General features: G+C 45.3%; 15 protein-coding genes. 7 read left to right on the top strand and 8 right to left on the bottom strand.

The window, feature by feature from the left end; all coding sequences use genetic code 11:
• The first annotated feature begins 13 nt into the window (after positions 1-13).
• From KYS23_RS03795 to KYS23_RS03770, 6 genes are all read left to right on the top strand, one after another.
• Entirely contained in the window at positions 14-2,875 is a 2,862-nt protein-coding gene (locus KYS23_RS03795; protein WP_246604289.1) for a putative bifunctional diguanylate cyclase/phosphodiesterase, read from the top strand.
• Between the two features lie 154 nt (positions 2,876-3,029).
• Positions 3,030-3,644 carry a GTP cyclohydrolase II gene (gene ribA / locus KYS23_RS03790; protein ID WP_159527987.1) on the top strand — a complete coding sequence of 205 codons (615 nt, stop codon included), beginning with the start codon at positions 3,030-3,032 and terminating at the stop codon, positions 3,642-3,644.
• A gap of 162 nt (positions 3,645-3,806) precedes the next feature.
• Entirely contained in the window at positions 3,807-5,201 is a 1,395-nt protein-coding gene (locus KYS23_RS03785) for a DUF3300 domain-containing protein (protein ID WP_218418069.1), read from the top strand.
• A 102-nt stretch (positions 5,202-5,303) separates the two neighbouring features.
• Positions 5,304-6,293, top strand: coding sequence for a zinc transporter ZntB (locus KYS23_RS03780; RefSeq protein ID WP_218418068.1), 990 nt, complete (start codon positions 5,304-5,306; stop codon positions 6,291-6,293).
• A gap of 163 nt (positions 6,294-6,456) precedes the next feature.
• Positions 6,457-7,938 (top strand): methyl-accepting chemotaxis protein, encoded by a 1,482-nt coding sequence (locus tag KYS23_RS03775; protein ID WP_218395833.1) that lies wholly within the window; start codon positions 6,457-6,459, stop codon positions 7,936-7,938.
• Entirely contained in the window at positions 7,938-8,471 is a 534-nt protein-coding gene (locus tag KYS23_RS03770) for a DUF6436 domain-containing protein (RefSeq protein ID WP_218395835.1), read from the top strand. The genes KYS23_RS03775 and KYS23_RS03770 overlap by 1 nt, the downstream gene beginning before the upstream one ends.
• On the opposite strand, the gene KYS23_RS03765 is transcribed toward KYS23_RS03770, so the two are convergent.
• The 6 genes from KYS23_RS03765 to KYS23_RS03740 all read right to left on the bottom strand — a co-directional run bounded on the left by KYS23_RS03765 (position 8,468) and on the right by KYS23_RS03740 (position 17,270).
• Complete coding sequence (locus KYS23_RS03765; protein ID WP_159527982.1) at positions 8,468-9,436, bottom strand: histone deacetylase family protein; 969 nt, start codon at positions 9,434-9,436, stop codon at positions 8,468-8,470. The two genes, KYS23_RS03770 and KYS23_RS03765, sit on opposite strands and share 4 nt — an antisense overlap.
• Positions 9,433-11,274 carry a bifunctional acetyl-CoA hydrolase/transferase family protein/GNAT family N-acetyltransferase gene (locus KYS23_RS03760; protein ID WP_159527981.1) on the bottom strand — a complete coding sequence of 614 codons (1,842 nt, stop codon included), beginning with the start codon at positions 11,272-11,274 and terminating at the stop codon, positions 9,433-9,435. The genes KYS23_RS03765 and KYS23_RS03760 overlap by 4 nt, the downstream gene beginning before the upstream one ends.
• A gap of 112 nt (positions 11,275-11,386) precedes the next feature.
• Entirely contained in the window at positions 11,387-11,887 is a 501-nt protein-coding gene (locus tag KYS23_RS03755; RefSeq protein WP_159527980.1) for an alpha/beta hydrolase, read from the bottom strand.
• 21 nt (positions 11,888-11,908) lie between these two features.
• Positions 11,909-15,007, bottom strand: a complete 3,099-nt coding sequence (locus KYS23_RS03750; protein ID WP_218395837.1) for an efflux RND transporter permease subunit — start codon at positions 15,005-15,007, stop codon at positions 11,909-11,911.
• 17 nt (positions 15,008-15,024) lie between these two features.
• Positions 15,025-16,167: an efflux RND transporter periplasmic adaptor subunit gene (locus tag KYS23_RS03745; RefSeq protein WP_218418067.1), complete on the bottom strand. Its 1,143-nt coding sequence runs from the start codon at positions 16,165-16,167 to the stop codon at positions 15,025-15,027.
• 419 nt (positions 16,168-16,586) lie between these two features.
• Positions 16,587-17,270, bottom strand: coding sequence for a DNA-J related domain-containing protein (locus KYS23_RS03740; protein ID WP_232370550.1), 684 nt, complete (start codon positions 17,268-17,270; stop codon positions 16,587-16,589).
• A 216-nt stretch (positions 17,271-17,486) separates the two neighbouring features.
• Between KYS23_RS03740 and KYS23_RS03735 the strand changes: the two genes are divergently transcribed.
• The gene (locus KYS23_RS03735; protein WP_159527977.1) at positions 17,487-18,203 is read left to right on the top strand and encodes a DUF1499 domain-containing protein; all 717 of its coding nucleotides are present in this window, start codon (positions 17,487-17,489) and stop codon (positions 18,201-18,203) included.
• A gap of 63 nt (positions 18,204-18,266) precedes the next feature.
• Here the strand turns inward: KYS23_RS03735 and KYS23_RS03730 are convergent, their stop codons facing one another.
• Both KYS23_RS03730 and KYS23_RS03725 read right to left on the bottom strand, forming a co-directional pair.
• A complete protein-coding gene (locus KYS23_RS03730; RefSeq protein WP_057794753.1) occupies positions 18,267-18,584 on the bottom strand; it encodes a DMT family transporter in 318 nt (105 codons plus the stop codon).
• A 58-nt stretch (positions 18,585-18,642) separates the two neighbouring features.
• A complete protein-coding gene (locus tag KYS23_RS03725) occupies positions 18,643-19,245 on the bottom strand; it encodes a LysE/ArgO family amino acid transporter (protein ID WP_159527976.1) in 603 nt (200 codons plus the stop codon).
• Between the last annotated feature and the right edge of the window lie 111 nt (positions 19,246-19,356).

The following is a 19,356-nucleotide window of genomic DNA, read 5'->3' as shown; positions in this document are numbered from 1 at the left end:
TAATAAGGTAGCTATGCCATTCACAAGAAAAGGAATGTTGGCATTCTTCGTTGCTTGTATCACCTTATCTACTTGGGCGTTAAGCGACGCCATCCAAAATTCGGCTGTTGCGTCAGAGCTTACCATTGACCAGTCTTTTCATGTTGCCACCATTAACGAAAGCAGTTCGTTTTTTGTCGCGCACAAATCAATGACGTATTTAGATGTACTCCACCCTTCTAGCCCCTTAACCAGCAGCATTCCGCTTGATAGGAATAATAGTCGCCTCTGGATTTCTAATGAATTGAGGAACGACGGATTTAGCACTATTCCCCTAGTGCTAAATATAGACAGGCTTAATATTAACGACCTTCAAATTTACTTGCTTGATGGTAATGCTCGAATCATTAAGTCTTACCGCTACCAAGCAGGTAAAGGGGATTTTTCATTAAAGAAACCTTTCTCTGCCATCCGCTTAAGCTTTTCACTGACGCCACAAGAAAATGTCCGGCTTGTTATTGGTGTGTATGACGATGGTCTTCGCTATTTCCCAATCTCACTATGGGAAAAACAAGCAATTCAACAATACGATGAAACCTTGCTTATTCTACTTGGCATCGTGCTGGGTATGCTTACGGTATTAACTGGCTACTTCCTGCTGTCTTACCTATATCAGCGCACCCCGGCTCGTTTCTGGTTGGCGGTAACCAATTTTGTTTTATTTGCGCTGTTATTTATGGCGCAAGGCGGGCTTGCGACGTGGCCTTCTTTAACTAACGCGAGTGAGATAACCTTTGCCGTACTCATTAGCCTTGGCTTTGTGACGCTCGCTAAAGTGACCCATAGTTTATTTTCACCCATTCCATTGGTGCTAAGGCTACTGACCTTTGCACTCCCTATTGGCATGGCTATCGCAGCAGTGGCAACGAGCGCATACGACGCGACCCGCATTCTTTTTGCCGCCAGCCCGTTTATCGCTGCTTATCATATTGCCTTAGCCTTCATTTTTAAGGATAAACAAAACATAGCATCAAGCAGGCTGTTCGCCTTCGCCTGGGTGTTCGTATTCATGCTTTATGCTGTGTTCGTTAAAATCGCCTTCGACGATGTCTTTTATACCGCGCCCATTGTCATGATTATTCTAACCCTACTGACCTTGTCTCTTCTTTGCATCGGGTTTGCCGTTGAATTAAAAGAGCAGAACGCAAGCAGGCTGCAATTGTCTGAAAGTGAAGCCACTATTAGTAGCCTTCATCACTTTTATGATTTATTTCGAAATTCTAGTGAAGGCCTATACACCTCTACGCTAGACGGAGAGTTAAAAACAGTTAACCCTGCCATGTGTGCCCTTTTTGGCTATACCGATGAAGCAAAAATGTTAGCACAAGTGAAAAACACCAAGCAGTTTTACGCTAATGCGGAAGACCGTGACGTACTGGTAGGAGAGCTACTTCATAGCGGCCAGGTTGCGGCACGCGAAATTAAGGGAATGCGCGCCAACGGCAGTGCTTTCTGGTTTTCTATATCTTGTCAGGTACGAGAAAATGACAGTGGTAGCTTTTTATATGGCTCTATTATCGACGTTACCGAGAAAAAGCAGTCAGACTCTAGCCTACAATTTATGGCAACCCACGACTCGCTAACTGGGGTTTATAATAGACGTCAGTTTGAAACTACTCTGACCGCTAGGCTAAGCGAAAATTCCCCCATTCCGCCGTGCGTGCTTTATCTCGATTTAGATCGCTTTAAAATTGTCAATGACACCTCTGGCCACAAAGCCGGCGATGCGCTTATTAAAGATATTGCTCACTTGCTAGAAAAATCACTTCCTAATGAGGCAATGCTGGCACGGATCACCGGCGATGAATTTGGCGTTATTTTTGAAAATCAGCCGGAAGAACAAGCTTACTTGCAGGCAACCACATTGTTAAATGCCGTTCAGGCTTACCGCTTTTCATGGGAAAACCGCATATTTAGCCTAGGGGTTAGCATTGGCATGGTAGTGTGTACCGACCCCGACGCCAGTGCAGAGCAATACATCTGCATGGCCGATGCCGCCTGTTATTACGCAAAAGATCAGGGCCGTAATCAAATTCACAAGTACAGCAAAGACGATGAAAGCATGCTGCGCTACCAAAATGAGCTTGATTGGGTAAACAGCATTCAGTCGGCGTTATCGGAAGACAGATTCCTACTTTACTACCAGCCCCTTAGACCATTAAGCCGACCCAATGACGGTCACTATTATGAAGTGCTTTTGCGTATGAAAGAGACCGATGGACGCATTGTAGAGCCCGCCGCATTTCTACCTACCGCTGAACGCTTCGAGATGAACGTTAAAATAGATAAGTGGGTTATTGTTAATACCTTTAGCTGGCTAAATGAGCACCCTGAGCATTTGGCTGAACTCAAGCGCTGTAGTATTAATTTAAACTGCCACTCCTTAGCCGACAGAGACTTCAAACTTTTCGTGTTAAACGCGTTTGAACGTTACAACATTCCTTACGATAAAATTTGCTTCGAGATGATTGAGTCTGTCGCCATTATCAAGATGGAATACACCATCGACTTCATGCGTACCTTCAATCGTTTAGGCTGTTCATTTGCGTTAGACGATTTTGGCAGAGGGTTTGCGTCTTATGGCTATCTGAAACACCTTCCTGTGGATATTGTCAAAATTGACGGTACCTTCATTAAAGACATGCGAGCAGATCCTGTTGATGTCGCTATGGTGTCTTCCATTAAAGATGTTGCGAAAGCCCTAGGAATGCAGACCGTAGGTGAGTTTGTAGAGTCTGATGCCACTATGACGCAGCTAGGTAATATGGGCATTGATTTCGCCCAAGGGTATGGTGTAGCCGAGCCTGCGCTGCTTGACGACTTTAAACCGTTATAACCTAAAACCGATTAGGCTATGGTATTACTACACTTTAAAAGGGGTATATTGTAACATTCGCGGATTAATGAATGGGGAGCCGTACCTGTCTCAAGCCCTTGTAAAAGGCAAGAACATCCCCACATAACGCTTATGATCCAGGTGTAGAAGTAACATGAGCAGCAAACAACCTAAATACGAATACGTCAGTTCCGCCAAATTACCCACTCGTCATGGTAATTTTAAAATCCATGGTTTCGTTGAAACCAGTGGACAGGAGCACGTGGCGCTTTCCTATGGTGAATGGAAAGAAAACGATGTAGTCCCTATCCGCATTCATTCTGAGTGTCTAACGGGAGATGCCCTTTTCAGCACCCGTTGCGACTGTGGCTTTCAATTAGAAAAAGCCATGCAGAACATAGCCGAAAATGGTTTCGGTGTATTACTTTATCTTCGTCAGGAAGGTCGTGGTATTGGGTTACTGAACAAAATTCGCGCTTATAATTTACAAGATAGCGGCATGGATACGGTTGAAGCCAATGAGCATTTAGGTTTTGATGCCGACTTACGTAGCTATGATATTTGTAAGCTAATGCTTGATACCTTGGGCGTACATCGCGTTGAGTTGATGACCAATAATCCCAAGAAGCTAGCGGCCTTAAAATCGTTAGGCATTGACGTGGTGGCACGTAAGCCTATCGACCATGGTATTACAGAAGACAATAAAAACTACATTAAAACCAAGACCGAAAAGCTTGGTCACGCATTCGACCCCCACTCTTTCAAGTAAGTCGCCTCGCCATTCAATCTATTCCAACCTGAATGACAATAATTCAGGTTGGTTCAGGTTACGTTAATACCAGAAGCGGTATAACACATACAGACTTTGTGACATTGCCTGTAAAAGTGCTTAGTTTAAGCGCTCCCGTGCAGAGTAATGTAAGGAGAACGTATGAAAAAACTGACTTTAGCTTTACTCGTTGCCATGGGAACCCTGTCTACCCCATTCCCCATGCTAGCGTCGGCATCGGTTGAACCAGAAACTAGGGTAGATAACTATCAGTACTCAGATGCTGAGCTAGATAGCTTACTTGCGCCCATTGCACTCTACCCCGACACCTTGCTTACTCATATTATGATTGCAGCCACTTACCCTCTTGATGTAGTCGCGGCCGACAGGTGGCGCCAAAGCAATTTACATCTTACTCCCTTACAAGTAGAGCAAGCGCTAGAACCTGTTACGTGGGATCCGAGTGTAAAAGCCTTGGCTGCATTTACCGATATTCTGCACAGCATGGCCGAAGATCTAAACTGGTTACAGCAACTTGGTGATAATGTACTAATTAGTGAAGCCCGTGTACTTGATAGAGTACAGTTGCTTCGCCAACACGCCCTCAACACCGGTAACTTACAATCGAATGATTACCTTGAAGTTGAACGTGAGCTAGAAAGAGAAGCTGGTATAGATCGAAGCGTGATTGTTATTGCCCCTCGCCATAGAGATGTGGTTTACGTGCCTTACTACGACCCGCTTGTTGTATTCGGACTTTGGTCTCATGCCATTGCGCCTGTGCACTGGCATCATAGGGTTAGTTACCGTCACCACGGAAATTTCTTTTGGGCACCGCAAGTTAGGCTTTCAACCTTCTTCTATTTTGGCGGTATTCGATGGAGCAACCGCCATGTAGTGATCCACAGAGAGCCTGTACGTCACTATTACAGAGGCACACCTAAAAAACGTGTATACAGTAAAGGTTATCAGCGCTGGCAACATAGTGCTGACCATCGCAGAGCTCGCTACTCTAACCGCGTTGTGCACAGTGCACCTAGACGATATAGCGCCACTCGTTCAGTGAAAGTAAGAAGCAATGAGCGAGCCGTTACTAAGGTGAGTCACAATAAGGTGATTCATACCAAAACAGTGAATAGAAATATTGTGCGCCAGCAAACACCGCTGCATGCCCAATCACCTAGCAATAAGTCGTCGAATAAGTTGCGCGAAAGCCAGCTTAAGGATCGCCAGGTTAAAAAGAACCACGTTAAAGAACACACTGCACGGAACGTAAACGGCAATAACAGGCAGGTTACTGCGCCTCGCAGCGTTAAAAACGCACGTCAGCATGTGGAGCCTAAAAGTCGCACAACAACGCGCACGGTAACCACAACTAAAACCGTAAAAAGAGACAGTAATCGGGTATCAGGGCAGAAGTATCAGCAGCGTGCTTCTACACATGTGAAACGCGCAAAAACAGATGTTAGAAGTAATCGTTCATCGTCCAACCGTTCGGCTATGTCGCAACATCGGTCAACGCCGAAAGTGAAACGAACCCAATACCGTGAAAGATAAAATAGTAAACGCGCTTAGTTTCATCTAAGCGCTTTTTTTTAGATGGCAAGCGGCTTTATCTCTGCGTAGTATGAGGTAACTTTTTTGATGGTAATGGGTAATATGCACGCAGCCTCACCGCCTCAAGCCTTATTATGGGCTTATTTACTATCTTCCAATGGTGAAGTTAAAGCCATTGACGCGAAAGCCATTCCCGACGCATTAGCACAATGTTCGTCTAGTGATGATTACCTTTGGTTACATGTACAGTCAGATGCTGAAGACGCTGGCACCTTGTTACAATTTAGTGGCTTACACCACACGGTTATAGACAGCTTACTTGCTTTAGAAACAAGGCCTAGAGCCATGAGCCTGCATCAGGGTACCTTGATGTATTTGCGAGGCATTAATAAAAATCCCGATGCCGACCCAGAAGATATGGTGTCGCTACGTACATGGTATAACAAAGATATTATTATTAGTGCTCGTCGTAAAAACAGGCGATTAGCCTCCATTCAGAACCTGCGGGATGAAATTGCATCTGAACAGGTGCCAATGAGCCCATCGGCCCTCTTGTTGAACATGATCACGAAAGTCGCTGATACCATTTTGGACACCGTTGATGAGATGGACGAGAGCTTAGTAGGGTTTGAGACCCGTGAACAACTTCGAAAGGAAGATAGGCAAAATTTATCTATCGTAAGACGCCAAGCCGCATCTATTAGGCGCTACCTTGCGCCACAACGTGATGCCTTAGATGCCCTACTTCGTTTGCCCGATGCGTTGTCCCAAAATCAGAGTTTTGAACTGCGAGAGCAAACCGATCGCATGAGCCGGTATGTGGAAGATATGGACTTATTACGTGAAAGAGCAATTGTACTTCAAGACGAGTTGCGAAACCGCATAGCGGAGCAACAAGGGGTGCGCATGTACGTCTTGTCTATGGTAACTGCTATTTTCTTGCCTCTGTCTTTTTTAACGGGTGTGTTCGGCATGAACGTTGGCGGATTACCGGGCACTGACTCTGCGAATGCCTTTGTTTACTTAATGCTTGGGATGGGGGTGCTGAGCATCTGCATGTTGGTGGCTATGTTGTGGAAAAGGTGGCTTTAATAAGGGCATAATGAACCTTTAATATTTATTAAAAATAATTAATATTCAATGTATTAGTACAAAGACTAATAGATTTAAATTTTTTAATTCGTATGATTTGTCAAAATAGCACTCTTAGCATTTCTTGCCTACACTTAGGCAAACCGCTTCAGTGGAGAAAACCATGCAGTACCCGTGGATACTAGAAGGACACAAGATCTTTCGAGTAGTAATACTGATTCAATTAGTGATTTCTTTCATCATTGGCTTCGTAACTGGCGATATTATCACTGCCGCGGTACTAGGCATTCCTATTGCCATTTTGCCCTTATATTTCAGCCTGCAACAGCCACAAGCGGTAGTAAGTAGGCATGCTGTTGCTATAGGTATACAATTACTCACAGCGTTGCATATTCATCAAACCTTCGGGCTTATTGAAATGCATTTTGAAATATTCGTCACACTGGCGTTTCTTTCCTACTTTAGAGACTGGAAGGTGATTGCAACAGCGACTGCCGTGGTTGCTGTACATCATATCAGTTTTTATATTCTGGCAACCCAAGGTGTTCCTGTATTCATCTTCCAAGAAGGTGATTTAACGTTCCCTATATTGTTGATGCATGCCGCTTTTGCGTTAGCTGAAGGTGGCGTTTTGATGTACATGGCCAAACAAGCTCATCAAGAAGGTGCCGGAGCAGCCCAGCTGCGTATTGCGATTGAAAATATGCAAAAATCTGAAGGGCAAATAGATTTATCTGTATCCTTTGAGCGAGAAAACGAAATACTTCGTCCATTTGGTGAACTTATTGATCAAGTTAAAGATTTGGTTGCTTTAGCGTCTTCACTTATGAATGAAGTGGTTAAAGGCTGTGAAAAAATGGAAACAGCAGCTAGCAGTATGTTTGAAATTAGTCGTAATACCGACCAAGAAATTGCCATGGTGTCTGCTTCATCTGAAGAAATTGCGCAAACCATGCAAATGTCTGCTGAACAAACAACCCGCGCTAGCGACAAAGCGTCTGCGGCAGAGGCCTCTTCAGGTTCAACTCGTGACTCTATAGTATCTACCAGCCGGACCATAGATTCGCTGCGTAATACGTTAAATAATGCTGCAAAAACTAACACTGCACTAAACGAACAATGTTCACACATTTCAGAAGCTATGCGCGCCATTACCTCAGTGGCAGAGCAAACTAACTTACTGGCGCTTAACGCGGCCATCGAGTCGGCACGTGCTGGTGAGCACGGCAGAGGGTTTGCTGTGGTTGCTGATGAAGTGCGTACCTTGGCCATTCGTTCAAAAGAAAGTGCCGACCAAATTACCTCTGTAACCGAACAATTAGTGAGTCAAACAGCAAGTTCGGTAGACCAGATGCAAACCTGCATTCAACTCGTTGATGAAGCGGTACTATCGGCTGATACTGCCACGCAAGCTATGTCTGATATCATGTCGCAAATTCAGTTTGCCAGTGAGAGCATGACTGAAATTGCCACCTCTGCCGTTGAGCAGGAAACCGCTTCAGCTTCTATAGCAGAAAGCACGGCACGATTAAGTGAACTGACTTCTGAGGAACTTGCCACAGCGGAATCGCTGTCAGCAGAAGTGGAAATTTTGTCTCAAATTTCACAAAAAATGCGCGGTGCCATAGGTCGCTTTAAGCTGTAATGTCGAAAAAGGGAAGTTGGACGCTGCTGCTTGTATGGGCAATCAGCTTACTAAGTGCTGTTTTGTTTTATAGCCAGCGTCAGATTTCTGAGTTCGACCCTAACGGCACCTTGCTGCATCAATCAACAAGCACCACCTTTGATGCTTCTTTAATTTCACTGCTTAAAGACTATAATGTACCTGCTGGCAGTATTGTTCATGTGGGTACACAGGAAAATTGTTACTGCGACACCCTTACCGATTCTCATCAAACCCAGCTGCTCAATAAGCTAGGTAAAATAGGCTACAGCGGCTTGACGCTAGACATTGAAAATGTGCCAGAACTCGCCACTGTATTGCCTTCGGTACCTGCACTTATTGTTGTAGACACCCTATATAACCTTCGCTATTTAGGGCCTTACGCAACGGGGTACGGTTGTTTCACCGGTAAAGATTTAGTGGATGAAATTAGCGGGTATGCATCAAGTTCGTCTCACATAAATGCCGTGGTAAAAACCGAAGCCGATGGGTGTTTTTGCAGCTCGCAGCGTTAGGGATGGGATAACCCTTTCAAATGTGCCACGACGCTGCGCCCAAGCGCACTTAAATCGTACCCACCCTCAAGCGTACTCACCACACGACCGTTACAGCAACTATCAGCAACACGCCTGATCCGCTGACTCACCCAAAAATAATCATCTTCAGTAAGGCGAAGGTGCGCCATAGGATCTTCAGCATGACCATCAAATCCTGCCGATATAAATATAAGCTCGGGCTGAAAGTTCTCTAGTGCATTAAACCAATGGGATACTTTTTCTCGAAACACCTCGCCGGTAGAGCCCGCTTCAATAGGTACAGATAAAATATTACTTGCTGACACAGGCGCACCGCTATGAGGGTAAAACGGATGCTGAAAACTAGAGCACATCATGATGCGCTGATCTCCTGCGATAATATTTTCAGTCCCATTGCCGTGATGCACATCGAAATCGATAATAGCCACACGGGAGAGTTGATAGTTTTGTAGTGCATAGCGTGCAGCAATGGCCACATTATTAAATAGGCAAAAACCCATTGAGCCATCGTAGGTAGCATGATGCCCAGGCGGGCGAGCCAAACAAAAAGCCTGCCTATCGTCGCCCTGCATGGCCCAGTCAACGGCATTACAACCTGCTCCTGCCGATTCCAATGCGGCGGGCAACGTGTATTCCATCATGCCGGTATCATCATCTAACCAAGTAACTGGGTTGCTGTCCTTATGATTTGCATCGGGATGAGCTTTTGCAGCTGCAGACAGGTGCTGCGCACGGGAAAGTACACTTTTCACGTACTCTGGGCTATGTGCCAAGGTAAGGTAAGCCTCAGCGATAGGCTTTGCGTCGGCGTGCTCACACACCATTTCTAAACCTGACGCTAATAGCTGATCGTCTATTGCGTATAGCCTGTCTGGCGACTCAGGGTGTTCTGGGCCTAAGTCATGTTTAACGCCATGTTTTGTGCGATAAATTCGAATGGTCATGGTAACTCACTCACGTTTAATACCAATTCAACGTCACTGGGATCACCGGTAAAAAGCCGCTTAAACTGCATTTGTTCAAAGATTGTGATCATGGGGGTATTTTCTCCCCTGACATAGGCCACCATTTGGTTTATTTCACGGGCTTTCGCTATACGAATAAGCTCGTTCAACAAGCGGCTTGCCATACCTTTACCCTGCTGCGTTTCTCGGGTAACAAACGCCACTTCACAGGAGTTATTGCTGGCGTTGTAATAAAATCGGCCTACTGCATGAATGGTAATTCGAGACCCTTCTTGGCGCACTATACATAACGCCACGTCAGAGGTTTGATCCACACTCACCAAGTTACACGACTTCTCTCTGGACATTTGTTTTGGGTCGTAATTGTAGCGAAGACGCAGGGTTTCTTTGGTATGTGAATAAAAGAACTCCTGTAACCGGCGCTCATCAGCGGGATTCAGCGGGCGCATATAAAACTTTTCGCCTTGTATATTCAGCCGCTTAAGCTGAATAGCGCCTAGTTCTGGGATATCTGTCGGGTACTTTTCTTGGTAATGTGGCACCCAATAATGCTGCCTGACTTCTTCTAATAGCTGAGATCTGAATTTTGGGTGCGCTACTCGAATAAGCTCTAGCGCTCGCTCACGAATACTTTTACCTTTAAGAGAGGCAATGCCGTATTCGGTAACAACATATTGCACATTCCCCCGCGAGGTTACTACCCCAGCCCCTTCAGCAAGACGTGGCGTAATGCGAGATATGGTTTCATTTTTAGCCGTTGATGGCAGCGCAATAATGGCTTTACCACCTTTGCTAATAGATGCGCCTGTTACAAAATCGACCTGCCCCCCAATACCACTATAAAAATCGTATCCCAGCGAATCGGCAACCACCTGCCCCGTTAAATCCACTTCCAACGCACTATTAATAGCCACCATATTGTCGTTTTTGGCAACATTGGTAGGCTTGTTCACATAACTGCTAGGGTAAAATTCAATATGCGGGTTGTTATCGATTAAATCGTAGAGCTTACGGGTACCAATAGCGAAACTGGTTACCACCTTGCCTGGGTGGAAGGTTTTTTTCTTATTGGTAACCGCACCTGATGCTAACAGCTCAATAATACTGTCGGTAAGCATTTCGCTGTGAATACCTAAATCTTTGTGATGGCACAGGTATTTAAGGGTGGCACTTGGAATTTTACCAATACCGAATTGCAAGGTAGCGCCATCATCAACCAACATGGAAACGTACTGCCCGATACGTTCGGCCACGCTATCAATAGGTGGCGGCATAACTTCAACTAAAGGTTCGTTTGCTTCAATACATGCGGTAATTTCACTTAAGTGAATATAGGAATGACCTGCAGTACGGGGAACTTGCGGGTTGATTTGTGCAATTACGTATTTACTTTGACGCGCTGCCGACATGGCAATATCAACCGCCGCTCCTAAGGAGCAATAGCCAAATTCATCAGGGGGGCTTACATTTACCAACGCGGCATCTAAAGACAGCGTGCCATCACTAAACAAACTTGAAATTTCAGAGAGGAAAACAGGAGTGTAGTCGGCTCGGCCTTCATCAACAGCTTGCCGCATCGCTTGGCCACCAATAAAAAAGGTATTGGCTTTAAATAGATTTTTATACTCTTCTTTTACCCAGCGCGTATCGCCAAGTGCAAGCATGTGTACTAACTCAATATCGCTAAAGCCATCGCTATTATCAATTAAGTGCTGAATCAGTGCATAAGGTACTGATGCATTGCCCCCAACAAATAATCGACAGCCCGATTTTATCAGCGCTTTCCAATCTGGTTCAGACGGTAAATCTATTGCCATCCCCTCGGCCTTATTCCCGCTAATCTGTACCGCTATAATGACACATTTTTCCTGTTGTGCGTTACCAAGCTGGTAAGACAACAGGAAAAACGTTACAGCAGCAAAGCTTCCGTTAGTTCAGTGTAAACGGATGCAACCAATTGCGAAAGAAAGGCGATATCGCAAACATGCTGTTCGACAATCTGTGGCCGTCCTCTAGTAGTAACAACTGAGAATTACGCAGCTTCGCATAATCAATACTATGGCTAACTGGAATGACATCATCATTCCAGCCGTGGATTACACTCGTTTTTCCGGTGTAGTTATATTCTTGCACTTCGTAGCTTGGCATATACAGCGCCGGCGCTAGTAAGAACAAACCCCGTGCAGACACACGCTCAGCAGCCACTAAAGACACGTAACCGCCCATACTAGATCCTACCAGGATAACTTCATCGCCTTGCTCTTCTACCGTATCAACCAATCGGGTAATGCGATCTTCTGGCGAAGCTAAATCTTGGTAATCCACACTAATAACATTAAAGCCAACATCGCTAGCCACGTTAGACAATGTAGTGATCTTACTGCCCCAAGGGCCACTTTCTTTTCCATGAGAAAAAATGACAGTTGTCATCGTAAAACCTCAACGTCTAAATTATTTATCTTGTTTATGAAACAGCTTTTCAACCATCACGTAGAACATAGGTACAAAGAAAATGGCTAAGAAGGTGGCAGCAAACATGCCCCCCATCACCGCAATACCTATTGCGTTTTGGCTTGCTGAACCTGCACCGCTAGCCATTGCCAGCGGTGTTACTCCGAGTATAAACGCCATAGATGTCATTAATATGGGGCGAAAACGCTGAGAAGCCGCATTTGATACCGCCGTCATTAAATCAATGCCTTCTTCATATTGGTCTTTTGCGAACTCTACAATGAGAATGGCATTTTTCGCCGCCAGACCCACTGTGGTCAAAAACGCAACTTGTAGGTAAACATCGTTTGGTAAATTGAATAAAAACGCTGCCGTTACCGAACCTAATATACCCAAAGGTACCACCAGCATGACTGCAAATGGTACAGACCAACTCTCATATAATGCTGCTAGGCATAAAAATACGATGAGTATAGAAATAGCATACAACATAGGCGCTTGCGAGCCAGCTTGTTGTTCTTCAAAAGATAAACCAGCCCACTCAATAGCATAACCAGCAGGCAATTGAGCAACTAGCTTCTCCATTTCTTCCATGGCTTCACCGGATGAAACACCTTCAGCGGGGCTACCTTGAATGTTAACCGATGAGATACCGTTAAAACGCTCAAGTTTGGGCGAACCATACACCCACTGAGTAGATGCAAAGGTGCTGAAGGCCACCATGTCACCGTCGGCGTTACGCACAAACCACTTGTCTAAATCGTCTGGCGACATGCGATATTTTGCATCCGCTTGCATATAAACCCGTTTTATCCGGCCTTTATCAATAAAGTCGTTAACGTAACTTGAGCCCCACGCAATTTGCAGTGCACTGTTTATTTCACTTAGGTTTAACCCCAGCGCAGATGCTTTTTCACTGTCTATATTCACCTTAAACTGAGGCACGTCGCTTAATCCGTTAGGGCGAACACCGGCAAGTTTAGGGTTTTGCGCGGCCATGCCTAACAATTGATTGCGGGCATTCATCAATGCCACGTGACCATTACTTCCGCGATCCACAAGCTGCATATCAAAGCCTGTCGCGTTACCTAATTCCATAATAGGCGGAGGCACAATAGGAAATGCAGAAGCATCTTCAATTTGACTAAATGCGCCAAAGGCGCGGCCTACCAGTGCAAATGCTGAGTCGCTTTCGTCTCGCACGCTCCAGTCATTCAAGTTTACAAAACCCATACCGGCATTTTGAGCTTGGCCAGCAAAACTAAAACCTACTACCGTAAACAAGCCGTTAACCGCACCTTGCTCTTGGTCTAAGAAAAAGTCTTCTGCCTTTTTGACCGACTCTAAGGTACGCCCAGCAGTTGCACCAGGAGGCGTACTAATTAGCACCATTAGGCGGCCTTGGTCTTCATCGGGTAAGAATGCACCAGGTAATTGGGCGAAAATATACGCCATTCCTGCCACTAGAATACCGTATACCGCAAAGTAACGCTTAGCACGTTTCGCCATGTGGGTGGTGGTACGCTGATAGCGATCGCGGCCTTTGTTGAATGTGCGGTTAAACCAACCAAAGAAGCCTTTGTCTTTGTTATGTTCAGGATCGTGTTGTTTTAGCAGCGTGGCACACAATGAAGGTGACAATATAATTGCCACCAATACCGAGAAGCCCATGGCAGACACGATAGTAATTGAGAACTGGCGATAAATAGCCCCAGCAGATCCACTGAAAAAGGCCATAGGAATAAATACCGTCGATAATACCGCGGCAATACCTACTAGCGCACCAGTAATTTGTGTCATGGATTTTTTAGTGGCTTCAGCGGGCGGTAAGCCCTCTTCTTCCATAATACGTTCAACGTTTTCAACCACGACAATAGCGTCGTCCACAAGCAAACCAATGGCTAGCACCATGGCAAACATAGTTAATACGTTAATGCTGTAACCAAATGCCAGTAGCACCGCAAAGGTACCTAGTAACACCACCGGAACCGCGATAGTAGGAATAAGGGTAGCACGCCAATTCTGCAAAAATAGCAGCATGACGAAGAAAACCAGTACCACGGCTTCAATCAGCGTGTGCACCACTGACTCAATCGACAATTCGATAAAGGGTGAAGCATCAACCGGATAAACCACTTTTACGCTGTCTGGTAGGTTGACTCGTAGCTCTTCAACACGCTGCTTTACCGCATTGATAGTATCAAGCGCGTTCGCACCTGACGCTAAGCTAATAGCCATACCCGAGGCAGGATGACGGTCGTAACGAACGATTACATCGTAGCTTTCAGCACCTAGCTCAACCCGCGCGACATCGCGTACTCGAACTTGAGAACCATCAGTATTTACCCGCAGCACAATGCTTTCGAAATCATCTACGGTTTGTAAACGTGATTGAGCTTGAATAGTGGCGTTAATTTGCTGGCCTTGAATGGCAGGTAAGCCCCCGAGTTGCCCAGCAGATACATCGGTATTTTGCACCTCAACCGCGGCTTGGACATCTACCGGTGTTAGGTTGTAGCTGTATAGTTTGTCTGGATCTAACCAAATTCGCATTGAGCGCTGGGCACCAAATACCCGCACGCTCCCTACGCCATTAACACGGGAGACTGAATCGCGAAATTGAGAAACCAACAAATCGCTTAAGTCGTACTGGCTCATTTGCCCCGTTTCGTCATAAAAACCAATGGCTAACGAAAATGCTGAGTTTGATTTTGCGACAGTAACACCTTGTTGCTGCACCTGTGCCGGCAGCAATGGGAGTGCCGATTGCACTTTATTTTGGGTTTGAACTTGCGCAATATCTGGGTCGGTACCCGGCTCAAATGTGAGGCTGATAGACATACTGCTGTTTGAGCTACTGGCAGAGAAATAACGTAAGTTATCTATGCCTGATAAGTTTTGCTCAACCACCTGCGTGACTGAGTTTTCAACGGTTTCCGCTGAAGCCCCAGGGTAAGTCGCAGAAATCGTCACCGTGGGTGGCGCAACTTTAGGGTATTGCTCAATAGGCAGGGTATAAATGGCAAGTACCCCTGCCATCATCGTAATAATTGCAAGTACCCACGCGAAGACGGGTCTGTCGATAAAAAAGCGAGCCATAGTAAACTAATCCTATCTTAACGTGAGCCGCGTGACGTTGTCTGCCACTCGCTGGTGTTTACTTTACTGCCAGGTTTCACTTTTTGGTAACCAGAAACAATAAGTCTATCGCCTTCTTTAATACCCGAAGTGGCAATATATTGGTCTTTGTAGATGTCGCTAGTTTTTAGTGCTCGAGCCTCTACTTCGTCATTACTGTTCACCACATATACTGACAATGAACCGTCTTGTTGACGCATAGTGGCGCGCTGAGGCACCAATAACGCTTGTTCGGTACCAGTAATAACATGGCCTTTCACGAATAAACCGGGTAACAACAACCCATCTGGGTTTGGCATTTCGGCGCGAAGCGCTACTGAACCGGTACTTTCATCTACGGTAACTTCTGAAAACTTCACGCTACCTGTGTGTTCGTATTTTTTACCTGTGGCTTCATCCAGTGTTAGCTCAACAGGCATAGAGCCTTGTTCTTGCATGGCTTGACGAAGGGTAAGTATGGCCCGACCCGACTCCTGCATATCAATAAAGATAGGGTTTAACTGCGTAATAGTGGCAAATTGCTGCGTTTGGTTTGTGGTCGCTAGCGTACCTTCCGTCACAAACGAGCGACTGATACGGCCGCTAATTGGCGCATACACCTTGGTATAGCCTAAGTTCACTCGTGCTAAATCTACCGCCGCTTCAGCAACGCTAATCGCTGCTTGTGCTTGTTCCTTTTGCGCGATGACATCGTCGTATTCTTGGCGACTGATGGCATTCTGTTTAATTAGATCATCATAGCGGCGGGCTTTGGCTTCTAAGGTTTTTAAATTCGCTTCGGCACTTTTAACATCAGCAATGGTGCTGTTTAATTGAGCACGATAACGCGCATCATCGATTTGATAAAGTTGCTGGCCTTTTTCAACCTGTGCACCTTCTTCAAACAAACGCTCTGTAATCACCCCATCAACCTGAGGACGTACTTGCGATTGGCGAGACGGCGTAACCCTTCCAGGAAGGATCATTTCATGGGTTACCGCTTGGCGTGCAATAGTAAGCACTGACACGGACTGTGGCGGCATGGCTTGCTGCCCTGCACCCGCCTGTTCAGACTCAGACGAACACCCAATCGCACCTACCAACAAAGCTAGGGTAGTGATGACATAAAAAACGCGTTTCATAATAATTTCTCGAAATTAAAAACTAACGATTACCGGCAAACGAGAGCGTTTAACCGGTAAACTTAAATTTTGGGCCTGTATTAACTTTGGTAACTTCCATGCGCCGAGTTATAAATACCTTGCCATTACTCAGCCCGATCACATCAACTGGACGAATGAGATCGTATGCTTCAAATGCAGCGTGAACTTGCAGTAAAGCAACAATTTACTGTGACGAAAGGGTTACTCATCGGCCAGTATGAATAATGGGTCACCATATTCATGACATATCTGACACAAGTTTTATATTGTGTGCGCTTATACTAAAGATTAAAAGTAAAGGGAGTTGAAGGCGCTGATCTTATCGGTCAGTTGCAGTATTTTTATACTACAGTGCTGACCTAAGGGTGTAAAACACGCTTTTCATTCAACTTTTGGCATTAGAGCCCGTAATACCGCAATAAAGCTTGGTACGCCGAAATAACATTTTGCGCTGCTTCGTGGCTGCCCCCTTTGTCTGGGTGCACTGTTGCTAACTGCTTTCTGTAGTGTCTCTTAAGTGTTATTAACGTGATGGGTATGGCCTCATCTAAATTGAGTAACGTGTGACATTGCGCAATACGCTCTTTGGAATCAAAGATGGACTCAGCCCCCAGCATTCGCTGCCAAAAGCCATTCAATAAGGCGTCTACATCGGCTTCGCCAGTACTGGCCAAGTTTTGCCAGTTAAGGTAGTACTCTGCTAGCGGATCGTTTTTATCTAATGGAGTAGTGTTACTCACAAAGTCGTCTTGTCTGCTAGCTTTCAAGGGCAGTAGAACTATGCGTGTAGTATGAATATCTAGCTCGCCCACCAGAGCATCACGCCAGAGGTTTCTAAGTAAATATAGGGCATGAAACAAGATGAAGTGGGTATTAAACAAAGCGAGGGAATCGCGCAGCGCGTTGTCATTAAACAACTGATAGGGTGGCGACTTAAGTTGCGAAATTAGCGCATACTCTGTCATCCCTTCTTCAAACTCTGCTTTTTTTGTGGAAAGTATGTCTAACAACACTTCCACTTTCTGCGCATTCGTCGCGTTAAAAGAAGGTATTTCTTGGGCATTCCCCATGGTAAACCTCATGTTCGTATCAGCTTATAGCATAGCAGAGGTTGCTTAATTCCCCTTACCTAAAAGCGCGCCAGGGCTTCTTACACCTTCGTCATTTCACTGCTGGATATGATTTTTGTAACGCATCGAAAACCTTGCCCACAAATTTAGTGGAAAATTTGAACCAAAAGGGCCAAATGACTGTTAAAGTTATGTTATACAAAGCAACAATAATAACTAGGAGCTCCCTTGAAAGCACTCATTGCACTGACCAGCATTATTGGATTTTTAATGGTGGTATTACCGGGCCCGCTATATCAATACGCAGGCGTTGATTTAGGCACCGCATTTACCTCTCTGCGCTACGGCGTATACGTGGGTGGCGCAGCCATTATACTTATCATTCTACAAGTACTAATAAAACGTAAAAGCGTCAGCTGGGGCAGTACGTTTGTTTTCGCTATATTAGCGTTAATTGCCGTCGCCATGCCTGTTAGCATGATGGGCAAAGCCAGTACCGTACCGCCTATTCACGATATTACTACCGATGTGACCAACCCTCCGGCGTTTGTGGCTATTGCGCCGCTACGTGAAAATGCGCCCAACCCTATTACTTACGAGGGTGGTGAGGTAACACGCCAGCAAATAGATGCTTACCCTGAAATTAGAACCCAATTATTGGCGCAGAGTATTGATGAAGTCTTTGCAGCTAGTGAACAAACTATTGACGCACTAGGCTGGGAGCGTGTGTCTGATGGCGCATTGCCCTATACATTAGAAGCGACTGACATCACCCAATGGTTTGGATTTAAGGATGATGTGGTTATTCGCCTAAAAGCCAAAGACGATAACACCCTTGTAGATATCCGCAGTAAATCTCGGGTCGGAAAAAGCGATTTAGGTAAAAACGCCGAACGCATTGATATCTTTTTAACTGAACTTCGCGCTCAGTTAAACGCTAACTAATACCCACAAGACAATAAACAAAAAGCTCAGGAAATACCTGAGCTTTTTTATACGCCACATTTTTTAGTGGGCTAATTTCAATACCACAACGCCTGCCACGATTAAGGCTGCGCCAAAGTAGCGTGCGATAGAAGTAGGATCGCCATAAAAAACAACCCCAACTAAAAACGTACCCGCCGCACCTATGCCAGTCCACACGGCGTATGCGGTACCTATAGGAATATTTTTTTGCGCCATCCACAAACAAAAACCACTGGCCGCCATAAACCCTATCGCTAACAGTATACCCATCACGCGGGTTTCAGCTTCTTGGGACAGCTTTAACCCCACCGGCCATCCTATTTCTAATAAGCCAGCCACAATCAAATAAACCCAGCTCATTTACCTCTCCTTGTTGCCATTGGCTGTTCATCGAACAACGTTCACTATTGACCTTTTACTACAAGCTAGCCAATTGAATGCTTACCGCCCCTAGTACGGCTGCGTTCAAGCGGTTGAACCAACGCCAAAACGACGGGCGCTGCATATAGTGCGCGAATTTAGCGGTGAGGGTACTTAGCCCAACAAACCATATGATAGATGCCCAAATTGCACCGAAGACAAACCACCATTTATCCAGTTGCCACTGGCTGGCTAAATTCCCCATCAATAACAGCGTATCTAAGTAAAAATGAGGATTCAACCACGTTACCGCCATAGCAATCAGGAACGCACGCTTAAACGACGTTTGCTTCTTTGACATTTCAAGCACTAGCGCATCTTCAGCCATAGAAGCCTTAAGCTTGTTAAATGCAAACCATAAAAGAAAGGCAACGCCGGCCCACTTAGTGACTGATACCAACAATGGATATTGTTGTAGCAGTAACCCGAACCCCATTGCGCCTAAACTTATAGAAATGGCATCGCTCACTATAAACAGCAGTACGAACAACCCTGTCCATTGACGTTTCAAAGACTGTTCGATTAAAAAACTATTTTGTGCACCAACGGCAATTATTAGGGTGCCGCCCATCACAAAACCACTCAACGCTGCCGCAAACATGAACTAAACCCCAAAAATTGAAATGAATGAATAAGAGGCGTTGATTTTAGCTACCCTTTTGAACTAAATTAAATTAATAATTTTTCTTTGATATTAATTTAATTAATAGTC

Origin of the sequence: Alteromonas lipotrueae (assembly GCF_019249255.1) — a bacterium.
GTDB classification, from domain to species: Bacteria; Pseudomonadota; Gammaproteobacteria; order Enterobacterales; family Alteromonadaceae; genus Alteromonas; species Alteromonas lipotrueae.
The sequence above is the reverse complement of the archived record's forward strand: the minus strand, read 5'-3'. Positions and strand labels throughout refer to the sequence as shown.

Bases quoted from the DNA above. Each gene is read 5' to 3' on its own strand.
- KYS23_RS03795 (WP_246604289.1), top strand. From the start codon at position 14: ATGCCATTCACAAGAAAAGGAATGTTGGCATTCTTCGTTGCTTGTATC.
- KYS23_RS03725 (WP_159527976.1), bottom strand. From the start codon at position 19,245: ATGTTTGCGGCAGCGTTGAGTGGTTTTGTGATGGGCGGCACCCTAATA.
- ribA (WP_159527987.1), top strand. From the start codon at position 3,030: ATGAGCAGCAAACAACCTAAATACGAATACGTCAGTTCCGCCAAATTA.
- KYS23_RS03730 (WP_057794753.1), bottom strand. From the start codon at position 18,584: ATGAGCTGGGTTTATTTGATTGTGGCTGGCTTATTAGAAATAGGATGG.
- KYS23_RS03780 (WP_218418068.1), top strand. From the start codon at position 5,304: ATGCACGCAGCCTCACCGCCTCAAGCCTTATTATGGGCTTATTTACTA.
- KYS23_RS03765 (WP_159527982.1), bottom strand. From the start codon at position 9,436: ATGACCATTCGAATTTATCGCACAAAACATGGCGTTAAACATGACTTA.
- KYS23_RS03785 (WP_218418069.1), top strand. From the start codon at position 3,807: ATGAAAAAACTGACTTTAGCTTTACTCGTTGCCATGGGAACCCTGTCT.
- KYS23_RS03740 (WP_232370550.1), bottom strand. From the start codon at position 17,270: ATGAGGTTTACCATGGGGAATGCCCAAGAAATACCTTCTTTTAACGCG.
- KYS23_RS03760 (WP_159527981.1), bottom strand. From the start codon at position 11,274: ATGGCAATAGATTTACCGTCTGAACCAGATTGGAAAGCGCTGATAAAA.
- KYS23_RS03745 (WP_218418067.1), bottom strand. From the start codon at position 16,167: ATGAAACGCGTTTTTTATGTCATCACTACCCTAGCTTTGTTGGTAGGT.
- KYS23_RS03775 (WP_218395833.1), top strand. From the start codon at position 6,457: ATGCAGTACCCGTGGATACTAGAAGGACACAAGATCTTTCGAGTAGTA.
- KYS23_RS03770 (WP_218395835.1), top strand. From the start codon at position 7,938: ATGTCGAAAAAGGGAAGTTGGACGCTGCTGCTTGTATGGGCAATCAGC.
- KYS23_RS03755 (WP_159527980.1), bottom strand. From the start codon at position 11,887: ATGACAACTGTCATTTTTTCTCATGGAAAAGAAAGTGGCCCTTGGGGC.
- KYS23_RS03750 (WP_218395837.1), bottom strand. From the start codon at position 15,007: ATGGCTCGCTTTTTTATCGACAGACCCGTCTTCGCGTGGGTACTTGCA.